General features: G+C 36.9%; 10 protein-coding genes, 3 tRNA genes and 1 pseudogene. 11 read left to right on the forward strand and 3 right to left on the reverse strand.

The window, feature by feature from the left end; translation table 11 throughout:
* The first annotated feature begins 6 nt into the window (after positions 1-6).
* The 5 genes from QMO11_RS21380 to QMO11_RS21400 all read left to right on the forward strand — a co-directional run bounded on the left by QMO11_RS21380 (position 7) and on the right by QMO11_RS21400 (position 5,095).
* Positions 7-93 (forward strand) — tRNA-Leu (locus QMO11_RS21380).
* A 110-nt stretch (positions 94-203) separates the two neighbouring features.
* Positions 204-279 (forward strand) — tRNA-Gly (locus QMO11_RS21385).
* 5 nt (positions 280-284) lie between these two features.
* A tRNA-Leu gene (locus QMO11_RS21390) sits at positions 285-371 on the forward strand.
* Positions 372-457: 86 nt separating this feature from the next.
* Positions 458-730, forward strand: a complete 273-nt coding sequence (locus QMO11_RS21395) for a GIY-YIG nuclease family protein (RefSeq protein WP_282039951.1) — start codon at positions 458-460, stop codon at positions 728-730.
* Positions 731-928: 198 nt separating this feature from the next.
* On the forward strand, positions 929-5,095 hold the full coding sequence (locus tag QMO11_RS21400; RefSeq protein ID WP_282039953.1) for a RagB/SusD family nutrient uptake outer membrane protein: 4,167 nt from the start codon (positions 929-931) through the stop codon (positions 5,093-5,095).
* Between the two features lie 316 nt (positions 5,096-5,411).
* On the opposite strand, the pseudogene QMO11_RS22015 reads toward QMO11_RS21400, so the two are convergent.
* Positions 5,412-5,525, reverse strand: a pseudogene (locus tag QMO11_RS22015) (IS66 family transposase); the annotation flags it as partial.
* 206 nt (positions 5,526-5,731) lie between these two features.
* On the opposite strand from QMO11_RS22015, the gene QMO11_RS21405 reads away from it, so the two are divergent.
* The 3 genes from QMO11_RS21405 to egtD all read left to right on the forward strand — a co-directional run bounded on the left by QMO11_RS21405 (position 5,732) and on the right by egtD (position 8,495).
* Positions 5,732-6,004: a GIY-YIG nuclease family protein gene (locus QMO11_RS21405; protein WP_282039956.1), complete on the forward strand. Its 273-nt coding sequence runs from the start codon at positions 5,732-5,734 to the stop codon at positions 6,002-6,004.
* A 249-nt stretch (positions 6,005-6,253) separates the two neighbouring features.
* Positions 6,254-7,555 (forward strand): rhodanese-like domain-containing protein, encoded by a 1,302-nt coding sequence (locus QMO11_RS21410; RefSeq protein ID WP_282039958.1) that lies wholly within the window; start codon positions 6,254-6,256, stop codon positions 7,553-7,555.
* On the forward strand, positions 7,548-8,495 hold the full coding sequence (gene egtD / locus QMO11_RS21415) for an L-histidine N(alpha)-methyltransferase (RefSeq protein WP_282039960.1): 948 nt from the start codon (positions 7,548-7,550) through the stop codon (positions 8,493-8,495). The genes QMO11_RS21410 and egtD overlap by 8 nt, the downstream gene beginning before the upstream one ends.
* 158 nt (positions 8,496-8,653) lie before the next feature.
* On the opposite strand, the gene QMO11_RS21420 is transcribed toward egtD, so the two are convergent.
* Positions 8,654-8,935 (reverse strand): DUF427 domain-containing protein, encoded by a 282-nt coding sequence (locus tag QMO11_RS21420; RefSeq protein WP_282039962.1) that lies wholly within the window; start codon positions 8,933-8,935, stop codon positions 8,654-8,656.
* A 360-nt stretch (positions 8,936-9,295) separates the two neighbouring features.
* Between QMO11_RS21420 and QMO11_RS21425 the strand changes: the two genes are divergently transcribed.
* The 3 genes from QMO11_RS21425 to QMO11_RS21435 all read left to right on the forward strand — a co-directional run bounded on the left by QMO11_RS21425 (position 9,296) and on the right by QMO11_RS21435 (position 12,147).
* Complete coding sequence (locus QMO11_RS21425; RefSeq protein WP_075602367.1) at positions 9,296-10,156, forward strand: hypothetical protein; 861 nt, start codon at positions 9,296-9,298, stop codon at positions 10,154-10,156.
* A 116-nt stretch (positions 10,157-10,272) separates the two neighbouring features.
* The gene (locus QMO11_RS21430; RefSeq protein WP_282039963.1) at positions 10,273-10,803 is read left to right on the forward strand and encodes a hypothetical protein; all 531 of its coding nucleotides are present in this window, start codon (positions 10,273-10,275) and stop codon (positions 10,801-10,803) included.
* A 624-nt stretch (positions 10,804-11,427) separates the two neighbouring features.
* Entirely contained in the window at positions 11,428-12,147 is a 720-nt protein-coding gene (locus QMO11_RS21435; RefSeq protein WP_282039964.1) for a DUF6261 family protein, read from the forward strand.
* An 860-nt stretch (positions 12,148-13,007) separates the two neighbouring features.
* Here QMO11_RS21435 and QMO11_RS21440 read toward each other — a convergent pair.
* A complete protein-coding gene (locus QMO11_RS21440; RefSeq protein ID WP_282039966.1) occupies positions 13,008-14,618 on the reverse strand; it encodes a dipeptidase in 1,611 nt (536 codons plus the stop codon).
* Positions 14,619-14,974: the final 356 nt, after the last annotated feature.

Here is a 14,974-nt window from a genome sequence, read left to right on the forward strand (position 1 = left end):
AAGGATGCTCGAGTGGTGGAATTGGTAGACACGCAAGACTTAAAATCTTGTGTCCATTAGGACGTGCGGGTTCAAGTCCCGCCTCGAGTACCAATAAGCTTCCTTCTTCTTGAAGGAAGCTTTTAATTTGAAAAAGCAAAACAATATAGTAATCGCAAGGTAAAGGCAATGGCACTTACTGATTACAAACAAAACATTATGACGCGAAAATAGCTCAGTTGGTAGAGCACGACCTTGCCAAGGTCGGGGTCGCGGGTTCGAGTCCCGTTTTTCGCTCCAAGGATGCTCGAGTGGTGGAATTGGTAGACACGCAAGACTTAAAATCTTGTGTCCATTAGGACGTGCGGGTTCAAGTCCCGCCTCGAGTACCAAGTAAAAGGTTCTTTCATTAATTTGAAAGAACCTTTTTTTATGCGCTTTATTTGGTTAATTTCAGTTCTCCTTAAACTGATTCCTTATGTACACCGTCTACGCTATTGCCAGTAATACAAGAAACTATATTTATGTTGGTATGACTTCGAATTTATCCAATAGGTTAGAACGTCATAATCAAGGTTACGAGCGAACGACTAAGCCTTATGCACCTTTTACTTTAATATATTCAGAAGAAGTTGGATCGCGCCCAGAAGCAAGAGTTCGTGAGAAGTATTGGAAATCGGGTTTAGGGAAAGAAAGGTTGAGGTTAGTTAGGAATGAATTAGATATTGCGGGCCTGTCTGCCGACAGGTAGATTCAAGTCCTGCCTCGAGTACCAAGTAAAAGGTTCTTTCATTAATTTGAAAGAACCTTTTTTATTTGAAGTTTTATTACGTTCTGAAAGTTTACTACTTACTTCTGAATTTTTCATCAAAATACCCCTTCTATTATTGGCGAAGGACAATGTTATAATTATTTGAATTATATATTTTTGTGTAAATACATTATATCTATGAAGAACAACTTAAAATCTCGTTTCGTTTACTGTAGTATTATGGTAAGCGTACTATTCTTTTCTGTATTAGCCAACTCTAGTGCACAAACCTACAGAGTATCATTTGGTATTGTTGATGAAACGGGTTCGCCTGAACTTGTAAAAGTTCGAAATAATACTACAGGAGAAGAACTTTCTTTTACTGGAGATGAAATCCTCCATCTTGTAAAACAAGATGCGCTAGCTGTTAAACCTATCAGTGATGATGGATTGAAAATGAATGTATACCCCAATCCGGTATATACAAAAGCCACTATTGAATTCCATAGTTCCGTTGATGAATCTTGTTTGGTATCGGTTTACGATATTGTAGGTCGACTCATTTTGAACAAAAAAATGGAAGTAAATAAGGGAACTTATATGTTAGGCTTATCGGGTTTAGCTAGTGGTACCTATATTGTAAAGGTGAATGGAGAAACACAGCAATGTTCGCAGAGTATTGTTGTTATTGGGAATTATTCAAAATCACCTAAATTTGAGCTTCTTTCGTATTCAAATCAGCCAGTAGTTACAAATAGTAGAACTGATTTTGAGACATTAAAAGCAAGTAATGATGAAGCTATGTTACAAATGAAATATAGTGATGGAGATAGCTTTACTTTTACAGCTGCATATAATGGAGATGAAGCTTCTATATCTGATTTTACGACTAATCATCATGCTCATTTAAAATTTAACTATTATTATCGTGATCATTTATCATGGACTAGCTTAGTAGATTGTGAAAAAGGACTAATTGATGTTTACAAGGTATTACGTTCAAAATATACTTTGCAATTATTAGAAAATAATAAACGCAGTGATTTGGCATCTCCTAGCTCTTATAGTAGGGCTTACGATAATTATTACCAAAATACATTTACTAATGAGAGTTCTGCCGGATATCGTCAATGGAATCAACTTTACAAAGGGGTTTTTAGGGCTCAGAAAGTTGTAGAAGCTTTAGGTGCTATAAAACCGAATATGACTTCGGCTGACGAATTACAAAGTTGGTCCTTATTAATGGGAGAAGCACGCTTTTTTAGAGGCCTTTTTTATTTTTGGTTACACTCGGCTTATAACGGTGGAAGTGTATTGCTTTTTGATAAGGCACCTCAGTGTAAAGAAGATTATAATTTAGGTTATGAGGATGAAAGCGTAATTAGAGACCATTTTATTGCTGATTTGGAGTATGCTTATGGTGCTTTACTTTTTGTGGGAAGTAAACCAAAAGAAAGTGAGACTCCTGATGACATTCAATTTGAGGCTAGACCAACTAAGGGTGCAGCTGCTTCTATTCTAGGACAATCTTATTTGTACCAAGCGGATTATGTTGCTGCAAAATCCTATTTTGAAGATGTAATAAATAATAGTGAATATGCCTATGCTTTAACCACAGATCCTGAGGGTAATGTAAGCACACGAAACGAATTAAATTCCGAATCAATTTTTGAAATAGTTTATCTTGAGAATCTAGAGCCTGGAATAAGTCTTTTTTCTGAGGAAAGTACATCATCACCTTATCTAAGTATTGTAAGTCCGGTTGAAACACAGTGGGGAACATCAGCTTTGTATCCTAGCTACTGGTTACAAATGGCCTATAAAAAAGACTCTATGGATGTTTCAGACTCTCGTAATATGGCTCCTGTTGTTGAGGTTAGTAGTGGAGAACTAACCGGAGTAGAGGCTATAAGAAAATATAACCTAAGAGCATCAGCGTATATTGCATTTGTTGATGATGAGGCAACTAAATACTATCTGGCGAGACCAGCTGTTGCTAATCGCTTTAATAATAAATGTACTGCAGCATTTAAAATGTTAAGTAATTGTAATGAATATACCTATTTAGATAATAGGCCTAATTCAGATACCTATGAATCAGGTGTTAATCATAGGTTAATTCGTTTAGCAGATGTGTACTTGATGTATGCAGAATGTTTAATAAAAGGAGGTAGTGATGAAACGGGTGTCGATTTGGCTTTATCATATATAAATAAAATAAGGTATCGTTCTGCCTTATTATTATGTGGTTTGCCTACGAATGAGTTTCCTAATTCGGACTTTGATGATAAAATATATTCTGCAAATGATGTAATGGAGCAATTGATGTATATAGAACGACCACTTGAAATATCAATTCTAGGGCATGCTACACGTCATATCGATTTACGCAGATGGGGGATATATAAAGAACGATTGGATGAATTATCGCAGCGTAGGTATGCTTTCGGTTCTTATCCGCAAGAGAATTGGACACTTAATACAGATGGTACAAGAATGTATACATACCCTAATAACTCACAAAGAATTATTGACCCTAGTACAGGACAGCAGAATATTCTTAGATGGTTCTCTATATTATATGAAGATTCGTATTACGCTAATGCTGTAGACTGGGCTGGTAACCCTCCTGAAGCAGATTATTATTTTGATCAGGAATACCAAGTACCTGCTGATAATTATAATGAGAGTGAGCATGCGTATTGGCCCATTCCCTTAGATCAAATAAATAGGTGTGCTTTTTCGGAAGAAACTACGTATAGTAGTGAGGTTTATGACCCAATAGAACCTGTATTAGATATTTATACCTATGATTCAAATACCAAGGAAGAAAAGTTATATAAGCAAATAACTCTGGGAAACTCTACCAATAGTGATACTTTTTATAACCATTATTTAGAACATTTAGATTGGAATAGTATTGAGCTCTCGAAGGGAGATAGTATAAAACTTATAGATAGAAGAAGCGTTGGTAAACCAGACGTTACTAGTTTAAATATTTTGGGTGTAGAATGGGATAGATTTTTTGAACATAGAGGAGATTCGAGTGTAGTTGTTAACTTTAATGAGGCTGGGACCTATCGTGTTTATATGAATTCGACGAGAGAACAAAGTGGAGCCTATTCTAGTGCTTCGTTGTATGTGCCGTTGCGAATTATTGTAAAGGATGATGCTTATGAAAAAATTAAACCCGTATTAAAAGTATATAAGTATTCTGGAGGTACTGAAGAGCTGGTTTTAGATTTAGATAAAGATGAATTGGTTCAATTATCAGACTCTTTAACCTGGCCGGAATTACTGCTTGAATATGGCGATAGTCTTAAATTGGTGGATGAAACCATTATTGGTAATCCAACTCATCGTCAGTTTTATCTTAATGGACTGGAAGCTTCTAGTTATAGTTCGCATCCTAAAGAATTTATGGTTGTTTATGGGGAGTTGGGTTCTTTTAATATGGGAACTTTATTGGTAGAGCATAAAATTGATGCTAATAATTCGTATAGAGAAAAGCAAAACATACCCTTACGTATAAAAGTGGTAAAATCATCTGAACCATTTGAAGTTGTTGGAGTAAAGCGTTTAGGTAAAAATAAAATAGAGGTAGAAACGAATACGATAGGTAAGCGGATTGTTGATAATGCATCTCAATTATTTTCACTCCATGTTGTAAATACAGGAAAAGGCGTTGATAAGGATATTGTTATTAGTGACGTTTATGCCGGTTCAACAGATAAACACATAAAAATAGTATTAGATGAGCCTATTTATGGAGATGATATTCTTACACTCTCACATGCCGGAGGTGCCGCTGAAACGGGTGACCTAAGGTTTTTGACTCCCTTTCAAGGCATGTCTGTTACTAATGAGAAACTAGGTAACTTAATAGTAGATGGCGATTTTGAGGATGGATCGGGTATATGGCAAACGCCACCAATATTTGATAGTGGTAGATCAATCACCGGAAAATCTGAATATTCAACAAGTGAGGTTAATGGAGGTACTAATAGTATGCATGCGGTAAAGAACCATGATGAGGATTATTTTGCTTTCGGAAATAGTGGTTCTTTTGTATTAAAAGATGGTGTAGAGTACGCCTATTCTTATGATTATTATGTGGTAGAAACAGATGGCGCTATATGGGAGGCTCGAATATCTAAAGCCAATGATAACGGAACTGTAGCAGAGAGTAGGTTTTTTACTTCCTGGACCAAACCTACTGTCGTTGGGCAGTGGCTTACTCGAGAGCATACAGTTACAGGAGATGGAAAAAAGTATACTGTTTATGTTTTAGGATATGGGACTAATAAAAAGATTAATGCATTTTTCGATAATTTTAAATTATATGAGAATGATGTTCGACCATAAATTGGTATTGTTGACTAAGTACATAGTAACTTATACGTGTATGGTATAAAACAAAAGCCGCATTTTTTCCAGTGCGGCTTTTTTATAATTGTTTTGCTTTACCTCGTAAGGGTCTCCGCATACCCATTATAGCAAAAAAAGCCAGCAATCTTAATATAAATATTATTGGCCTTTTCTTCTTTATTTATTCAGTCCACTTGTCAGGGAGAAGTTTTCTCAACTGCTCATTAGTCATATTCTGATTTTCAGCTAATGTTTGTATGACATTGTTGAGATAAGAAAATGTATTTACATTATTTAGCTTGTACGATATAGTTTAGGAATATAGCAAGGCAGTTCTTGTGTCTCGCACATCGGAACCACAGAAAAGGGAGTTGCGACGACTAATACTAATATATCGCATAGGCCGTTCGATCACATTATTATCTAGATCGTATTTAGTGTGTTTATATTAATAAAGACTACCCCATATTTTAATCGGAAAGTATACCACTAATTATTCACAAATGAATTCATTTTTGTGTTCATTCAAACATGATAAGTATGTATACAAAATTTCAAAATCCTAGCACATTATACTAGATGCCCTTACGGAGACCCTTACAGTAATTTCAGTTTTCCTTAAACGGATTCCTTATGTACACCGTCTATGCTATTGCCAGCAATAATAGAAACTATATTTATGTTGGTATGACTTCGAATTTATCCAATAGGTTAGAACGTCATAATAACGGTTACGAGCGAACGACTAGGTCTTATGCACCTTTTACTTTAATATATACAGAAGAAGTTGGATCGCGCCCAGAAGCAAGAGTTCGTGAGAAGTATTGGAAATCGGGTGTAGGAAAAGAAAAGTTGAGGTTAATTAGGAATGAATTAGATATTGCGGGCCTGTCTGCCGACAGGTAGATTCAAGTCCCGCCTCGAGTACCAAGTAAAGGTCTCTTCTTAGTTGAAGAGCCCTTTTTTTATGCGCTTAATTCTCATCTGATCTTCTTCATCGCGTATAATTTATACTTGCCTTCTGCCCGGCATTTTTTTTTACTTAAAATCTAAATCGCTAGTGTTAAGATAATAATATCATCAAGCAATTTGATTTGGCCTAAACAGTGACTATATTTAATACTCTTATAAATAGTTCTAAATACTTAATAATCTATGGTTTCATTTAAAACAATCTCCACTCAAGAGCTCCTAGTGCTAAAGGAAAATAGTGATACAGTAATTATTGATGTACGTACAACCGATGCCTATAATGGCTGGAAGTTCCGAAAAGAGGATCGCGGCGGTCATATACAAGGGGCGAAATCCTTACCCATTAAGTGGTGTAATTATATGGATTGGATAGAAGTAGTTCAGTCGAAAGAAATAAAACCCGAGCAGCAACTTATTATTTATGGCTACGATGCTGAAGATGCTATTAGTGTTGCCACCATGTTTAATAAAGCAGGTTACCATAACCTTTGCATATATAATGAATTTGTAGAAGAGTGGTGTGCCGATGAAACGCTTCCTATGGAGCATTTGGCGCGATATAAGAACCTAGTTTATTCGGATTGGGTTCAGCAATTGATTGATGGGGATAAACCCGATACATACGAGAATTCGAAATATGTGATTGTGCATGCCCATTACCGCAATAGAGATGCCTATTTATCGGGGCATATACCAGGAGCCATAGATATGGATACCCTAGCGCTTGAATCTCCGCAAACCTGGAATAGGAGAGAGCCTGCTGAATTAAAGCAAGCATTGGAAGCGCATGGAATAACATCAGATACTACGGTAATTCTGTACGGAAAGTATATGCACCCTGATAATAATAACGACTTCCCTGGCAGCGCTGCGGGGCACATTGGAGCCATCCGTAATGCCATGATCATGATTTACGCAGGAGTGAAGGATGTTCGCGTTTTAAATGGCGGTTTTCAATCGTGGAAAGATGGCGGACATGAAATAAGTACTGATGATGTACCTAAAATGCCAGTGGCAGACTTTGGACTAACCATACCCGCGAAACCCGAGATTATTGTTGATATAGATGAGGCCAAGCAAATGATTAAGTCGGATAATGCCGACTTGGTTTGTGTGCGCAGCTGGCCCGAGTATATTGGCGAGGTGAGTGGCTATAACTATATAGAAAAAAAAGGGCGTATTCCGGGTGTTATTTTTGGTAATTGTGGTTCGGATGCCTACCACATGGAAAACTACCGAAACGTGGATCATACCATACGCGAAAGCCAAGAGGTGGAAGCCATTTGGGAAGAGGTGGCCGTTACGCCCGATAAACATTTGGCCTTTTACTGCGGAACAGGATGGCGCGGTAGCGAGGCGTTTTTTAATGCCTGGTTAATGGGCTGGCCGCGTGTGTCGGTATTTGATGGCGGTTGGTTTGAGTGGAGTAACGACGAAGAGAATGCCTACGAAACGGGCCAACCTAAATTAGTGGCTCATGTCTAAGCAATTTTTACAAGATGTTGAAGAAGGTTTAAGTAAATCGAAGAAAACAATTCCATCGAAATACTTTTACGATAAGCGCGGAGATGAGTTATTTATTAAAATAATGCATTTGCCAGAGTATTATTTAACCCGTTCGGAGTTGGAGATTTTTCAGACTAAAACGGCGCAAATAATTGAAGCCTTGGCACTGTCTCCTTCCTCTTACTTTGAGTTGATTGAATTGGGTGCCGGCGATGGGCTAAAGACCTTAGAGTTATTGAAGTCATTGGAGGTACAAAATTTTAGTTTCGACTATATGCCCATAGATATTTCTATGAATGCGCTTGAGCTGATAGCCGAGAAGTTAAAAGGGGCATTGCCCTCTTTATCCATTAAAAAGCAGCAAGGCGATTACTTTAAGATTTTAGATTCCTTAAAAGCTACTTCGCACCCAAAGGTGGTGCTATTTCTGGGTTCAAGCATTGGCAATATGGAAGATGAGGAGGCCATTGGTTTTTTGAGTGCCTTGGGCAATAACTTATCCAAAGGAGATAAGCTTTTATTGGGGGTAGATTTAATTAAACCCGCCTCGGTGGTGTTACCTGCCTATAACGATTCGCAGGGCGTTACAAGGGACTTTAATTTAAATTTACTGCGTAGAATTAACGAAGAGTTACACGGCGATTTTAACCTGAATGAGTTTGAGCATATACCCTCATATTCTGAGGAGGATGGTTATGCCCGTAGCTACCTAAAAAGTAGGAAAGATCAAAAAGTAAGGATTAATGGCAATGGTAATTTCTACGAACTGAAAGAAGGCGAACAAATACAAACCGAGGTTTCGCGCAAGTATAACGACGAGATTATTAATGCTATTTTGGAGAAAACCAACTTTGAAATACAATCAAAAATCACCGACAATAAAGGCTACTTTGCCAATTATGTGTTGAATAGGGTTTAGTTGTTAGGGCTTAGGTATTAGTATTTAGGTGCTAGGCTGTATAGAGGCTATTATAAATAAGAAAATCAGCAATTACTTATGTAGTTGCTGATTTTCTATTTTGTCTCCTCTAATATCTTTAATCTATAACCTAAAGTCTAGTGTCTCTTATCTAAAATCTACTCCACCGTTACGCCATTCCAAAAAGCCACATGGTTTTTAATGCTCTCGGCCAATTTGCTGGGGGTTTTGTAATACCACGCAGCATCCTTATTCACCTTTCCATCCACTTCAATGCTGTAATAATTGGCCTCGCCTTTCCACGGGCAGTGCGAGGTTGTTTCCGACTCTTTAAAGTATTCTTGATTGATAGCTTCCATCGGAAAATAATCGTTACCCTCTATTACTACTGTTGTTTCGCTTTGGGCCAACACAACACCATTCCATTTTGCAGTTTTCATATCTTCAATATTTAATTGATTACAACTGTGTTAAGAAGAACGTTGTGGGTGGGGAAAGGTTTTGTGTTTAATAATGAAGACCTCTTTTTTATGTCTTTATATAAAAAATAGTTTATACAGCGGCCTTATTGCTACAACGTATCGTGGCGCTTCGCTGAGCATGGGGGCTTTATATGCTTTAAAATTGCTTGCAGTATAACAAATAAATACCTACGAGAAATTAGTTCCATTATTTTGTTAAATTTGAAGGCGCCATGCAATGTGAATAAACGCCATTCGTGCGTTTTATTTTGGTGTTAGGGAGCATTAGCAATACAGCTGCTAACAGTTATAAAAACTGATCTTAACTTTATTAAATACATGAAGTACAAAATATCAAAATTTATAATCCCATTTATTATTGGAACTAGCCTACATTCATTATTTTATGCTTTTGTATATTATTATTGTATAGTTGTATTAAAGCAAATACCTAGCTATACTATTGTATTATCTTGGGCTCCCTTTATTACTGCTGGACTATTTATGTGGCTTGGATTTGATAGAAAATTAAAATTGATAGATCTTGATAGATCCGGTAGAAGACCTCTTTTGGGTATTGAAATGGTATTGCTTGCAGGAATTGCTTTATTTCTGCAGTTTCACATCGAAGAAAAGTATAGTGAATTAACAACCCTTGATAATATAAATGACATTCATATTAGTGATGATACGAGATACTACAGTCTTAATAACACCATTCAACTGAAAGAAAAAACAAAAGTGGAAATCAGCGAACATTCATTAGGTAGATATGGTAGTGAGATAAGCGTACAAGTTTCTTTTACATGCCCAATTGTAGATAAAGTCAATCAAGAATATAATGGAATATCTATTTCTAAAAGATTTACACAAACATTTTCCAATAGGGTATTTGATGATAAAATAAAAGAGAGAAAACTTATTAACAATTATATTGACTCAATCAAAACTTATTACAATGATTTCGAGTTTAATACTCAATTTTTAGAAGACTTATCATATTCAGATAGAGGAAAGATTAATAAATCCTTAATAAGTAATAAAAAGAAAGTTTACGTTTTGGAAGAAATTGATGGGAATTATAGTCGTAGAATGGGGCATAGTTTATGGTGGATAAAGATTTCATTTATCGTAGCAAATGTTATATGGATCTTATCTATAATGATGATAAAAATAACGCACCCCAACAAATTGGAATAAACAATGTGGGAGCGCAGATAATTATGAAAGTTTTATGGCGAAACCAGTTTCGCCAAAGCTTTTCATGCTGTTAGAATGAAAAGCTACAATCGCACTAAAAATAATGACATTAATAAATGGGAACTGACATAGAATTACCTGTAATTAAATTGAAAAAAACATCTCCCGTAATTATCTATAACATTGTATTTGTAACATTTTCTATTGTTTCTATTATTTCTTTTCTAGTAATTAAAGATGAAAATAATATTATTGGGAAGTTGTTTATTGGAGTATTAATGGCATTTGTTATTATTGGTTTTTTCATTCCTAAATCAACTTCTCCAAAAGGAACATTAAGAATGAATAAGTATGGATTTGTATATTATTTAAACGGACATAAGACTGAATATCCAATTTCAGAAATATCTCAAATTTCATTGATGTATGATGGTTATGCACAAAGAGCAAGAACTATTTCTATGATATTGTTTGATACAGGGGACGACAATAAACTATCGTTCAAGTTTAAAGGGTTGACAGTAACATATAATATTCGGATTGAACATAGCTATTTAGGACTTATAAGGAGATTAATTGCAGAACTAAAGAGTAATGGTAAGACTGTGAGGGTGCTGAATGATAATGGAAAAGAAATAAGATTATAAAAAATCCAATTGCTAACTATTTATAAAAAACATAAGTATTTCAACCTCGCTGCATTATTTAAAACAAAGCTAAATAAGCTCTAGTCTAGTTTTTTATGTTTGCTAGTACGCCTTAATTGGTTATATTAGCTATCCTAATTTTTAACCTTAAGTAATGATAACAAACAACCCACTTACCCCAAGTTGCCCTGTTTTGCATGCGGGCACTATGCCAAAACCTAACAACAAGCCTTTTTCGGTATCAGTAAACTCCAATTATTTTAAAAGTGTAGGCACTATCAATTATAGCGGCTCGGTTATTTGTAATACTTAGCTTTGCTAGTTCTAGCGCGTGCTCACCCAGCCAGAGGAAGTCAATATTTTTTCTAGCACGTGTTCCCCCGGCAAAAGAAAGTGCTTTGCTAGTTCTAGCATGTGTCCAAATTTCTACAGGTGGTCAGTTTACAAACTAGTACGCCTTCACCGGCGCAGCGGAAGTCGAATTTTTGTATGTAAATGTGCTCCCTAGCTTGCAGGCAGCCAATTTACCTTTGTACACGAGCTTTCCTTTTGGTTGGTGAACTTTTGCTTAAACTAGCACAAACTTAAAAATCCCCATATCTATTCATATTAAAAAAAATGTACATGAAAAAAATTCAGAAAGTTGTGAATTACATGCGTAATTCCGAATTAGCGGGTCTTTGTCAGGCAATATTGCTTGATGTTGATGAAGCTTTACTTATTAGCGACTTAAAGTTGAGCCGCATAGTAGATGAAATAAATGGGCTTTTGCCTGCATTGGTAGGCGCCATAAGCAGAGATAAAAAATCGTCTACTTTAGAGGAGTTAGACGATAAGCGCGATGCTACCTATAAATCGATATTGCGCTTGGTATCGGCGTATTTATTGTATCCCGATGCGGCTGTAGTTAAGGCGGCTCAGGACGTTGATAAAATTATTGGCAATTATGGTTACGATCTTATAGAGAGAGGCTACTCGGCCCAATCGGTATTGGGGCAATCGTTTATAGCCGATATGAAAAAGCCCGAATTAAGCGATAGTTTGGCTTTATTACCACCCGTTGCGGACTTGTTAACTGCTTTTGAAACGCAGAATGATGAGTTTGTTGCCGAACAGCAGAGTTTTAAAGAAGCTGTTGTTAGTGTGGAGAAAAACGCCAATGCCACACAGTTAAAAAGAGAGTTGGTAACTGTACTTAATACTAAGTTTATTCCTTACCTGCGCATTAATCAGGTGATGGAAGAGGCTGAATATACTGAGCTTTGCCTAAAGGTGGCTACTAAAATTAACGATGCCAACAATGTGGTGAAGCAGCGTGTGAGTACCGAAGAGGTTGTGGCGTAAATGATTTAGTAAATTATTAAGGGGATAAATAAAATAGCCAGCTCAATGGAGCTGGCTATTTTAAGTTATAATTCTTTAGAGTTATAAATGTTTAGAGTTATAAATGTTAAGTGATAAGTTATAAACGGTTTTACAGCTAGCCTTGAGATCGCGTCGTTCCTCGCGAAGACGCAATATCGTATTTGATTGATGGTATTACATCGCTCGTGCGCGAATCCCTTCGCGTTCGATTTATTTAAATTAAGCGCCTCGTATAATGGCCTCTTTACAAAATGCTTTTGTTTTATTTAGAGCTTTAGTAAGACTGGCTAGCTGAGGGCTTTGCCTGAAGATCCGCCAGCCGCACTTAAGCTTTAGATAAATAAGAAAGTAGTTTGGAAAGCAGCCTTGACTTTCTTTTGCTTCTTTTTTCTTGTGTCAAGACAAGAAAATGAAGTCGGGATTGGGCAGACAGCCCAATGCGTTATTGTAATGCTCAAGCCGCAGGGCTTCTACTTTTTGCTACAGTCAAAAAAGTAGACAAAAAGACCGTCGGCTGCTTTTTAAACGTCTACCTTATTTAATAAGCTTTAAGTGCGGCCAAGTGATTTAGGAGCCAAGCTCCTAACTTCTTGGTCTTACTAAAAGGCTTATTAAAACAGCAGCCATTTAAAAAGAGGCCGAGGCTGTATTTGGACCTGCACAAGGAATGAGTTATAAATGTTAAGTGATAAGTTATAAATGGATTTACATTTAGCCTTGAGATCGCGTCGTTCCTCGCGATGACGCAATATCGTATGTGCGAGATGGTATTACATCGCTCATGCACAAATCCTTTATAACTTAACACTTATAACTTAACACTTATAACTTATCATTTATTAAAACCCTAAGCCATACTTATACCAATAGTACTCTTCTAATTCTTTCCATTTAAGTGCGGTAGCTCCAGTAAAGTCGCGCGTGTAGCGGTTTAAGTGTTTTTGGGCTTCTTCTTTTTTATCGTCCAATAATAATTGCTGTATTTGCCCTTCAAGGTTCTTGCCATCCGTTAAAGCTTTGTCTTCAAAATAAAGGACACCATCAATCATATGCTCCTTATTTTTTTGCCAGGCAATAGTTGCTAATTTATTGGCTTTGCGATAGTACCAAATGGTGGCATCTTCGCGGTAACGCTTTTGTCCGCAAAAGTTAAAGCTTTTAGGTAATTGTGTTGTGCCTGCGTAAATAGGAATGCGCGGACTTTGTCCTGGATTATCGAACGACAGCCATGCCACACCACCCACTTCATCGGGCAACCAATCGCGCAACTGAATAATTTCAGAATACGAACACCACGAAACAGCCACTGTTCTTTGATACTCAACAAGGGTACTATCAATATAATTATAGGTGTTTCTTGCGCTCGAACTCGGCCAAGGATTGGCTATTGGCGATTTAATGGTATCCTCACTAATTAGCTTATCGTCATCGTCGTATTTCTTCTTCACCATTTTTAAATTCTGGGTCATGTCGTATGGCGTTCCTTCATAAGTTTCGCGGTACAGTGCCATTACATCTTTAACCGAAACTGGTTTATCCGGTTTAACCGAGAAGGGTAACTCATCGGCTTCAAAATTCAAATTCAACGATGGAGCCAGAGCGTTTAAAATAAAGTACTCTCTAATTTTAAAAGGCTTTTCAACATGGCCATAAGCCTTCCAAAACTTAAAGGGCTTTTTACCATCCCATCGGTCTAGCTTTTTAGCCACAGAAAACACATTTTCCGAAGCCATAAAATGGTCTTTATCCTTCAGGTTTATTTCGCCAATGCGCGATATATTAGCAGACACACCCACATGACCTTCAGGAATGCGTTGGGCAGCCCAAACACCACCAATATTATCGGGCCCTTCGCCAAAAATCTCCAATTGCCATACTTCTTTTTTGTCGGCAATAGTGATGCATTCGCCCCAATCGCCAAAGCCATATTCTTTAATTAAATCGCCTATCAAAACAATGGCATCGCGAGCCGTTGAGCAGCGTTCTAAAGCAATACGTTGTAATTCTTCAATTAAAAAAACACCATTTTCGTTAACTAATTCCTTAGGCCCAACAATGGTTGTTTCGCCCATGGCAAGCTGCTTTTCGTTCATACACGGATAGGCAGTATTTAAAAACGAATAGATTTCTTTTGCTTGTGGTATGCGAGCCACCTCTTCAACCTTGCGCATATCCCAAGGCGTTTCGGTTTTTAATTTTCCTTTATAGATAGCCGTTACGGTATCGTTTTCAAATACCTCAGCTTGTTCAATAGTCATCCAAGTACGGTATCTGCCATCGCAAGTATGACTGGTAATTACCGATCCATCATCCGATGCGCCTTTACTCACCATTATTGATGTACAACTTTCGCCAAAATAAGGCTCCTTAACTTGGTTTAAAACGCTTTGTGCATTTAGGGTAGTTATACTTAAGCAGCAAAGCATAAGTATTGAAATGGTTTTATTCATATTGTAAAATTTTAGATTCGTAATGTAAATTACATTTTGAAGTTCAATTTTACAGCTTTAGTTGCGGTATTGCAACAATTTATCACTCATCGTCTAAAAAATATATCATATAAAGTATAAGTGGGCTCGATATTTTGATGCTCGTTTAAGTTATAAATGGCTTTACAGCTAGCCTTGAGATCGCGTCGTTCCTCGCGATGACGCAATATCGTATGTGATTGATGGTATAACATCGCTCGTGCGCGAATCCCTTCGCGTTCGGGTTATTCAAATTAAGCGCCTCGTCATTCCGAGCCACCACCCAAAAAAAATGGGCATAATGAATTGATGACAGGGTGAAAATAATTTACCTTAGT

Source organism: Saccharicrinis aurantiacus, assembly GCF_947489045.1.
GTDB lineage: Bacteria > Bacteroidota > Bacteroidia > Bacteroidales > Marinilabiliaceae > Saccharicrinis > Saccharicrinis aurantiacus.

Excerpts from the sequence above, each read along its gene's own strand:
- QMO11_RS21395 (WP_282039951.1), top strand. The coding sequence starts at position 458 with ATGTACACCGTCTACGCTATTGCCAGTAATACAAGAAACTATATTTAT.
- QMO11_RS21400 (WP_282039953.1), top strand. The coding sequence starts at position 929 with ATGAAGAACAACTTAAAATCTCGTTTCGTTTACTGTAGTATTATGGTA.
- QMO11_RS21405 (WP_282039956.1), top strand. The coding sequence starts at position 5,732 with ATGTACACCGTCTATGCTATTGCCAGCAATAATAGAAACTATATTTAT.
- QMO11_RS21410 (WP_282039958.1), top strand. The coding sequence starts at position 6,254 with ATGGTTTCATTTAAAACAATCTCCACTCAAGAGCTCCTAGTGCTAAAG.
- egtD (WP_282039960.1), top strand. The coding sequence starts at position 7,548 with ATGTCTAAGCAATTTTTACAAGATGTTGAAGAAGGTTTAAGTAAATCG.
- QMO11_RS21420 (WP_282039962.1), bottom strand. The coding sequence starts at position 8,935 with ATGAAAACTGCAAAATGGAATGGTGTTGTGTTGGCCCAAAGCGAAACA.
- QMO11_RS21425 (WP_075602367.1), top strand. The coding sequence starts at position 9,296 with ATGAAGTACAAAATATCAAAATTTATAATCCCATTTATTATTGGAACT.
- QMO11_RS21430 (WP_282039963.1), top strand. The coding sequence starts at position 10,273 with ATGGGAACTGACATAGAATTACCTGTAATTAAATTGAAAAAAACATCT.
- QMO11_RS21435 (WP_282039964.1), top strand. The coding sequence starts at position 11,428 with ATGAAAAAAATTCAGAAAGTTGTGAATTACATGCGTAATTCCGAATTA.
- QMO11_RS21440 (WP_282039966.1), bottom strand. The coding sequence starts at position 14,618 with ATGAATAAAACCATTTCAATACTTATGCTTTGCTGCTTAAGTATAACT.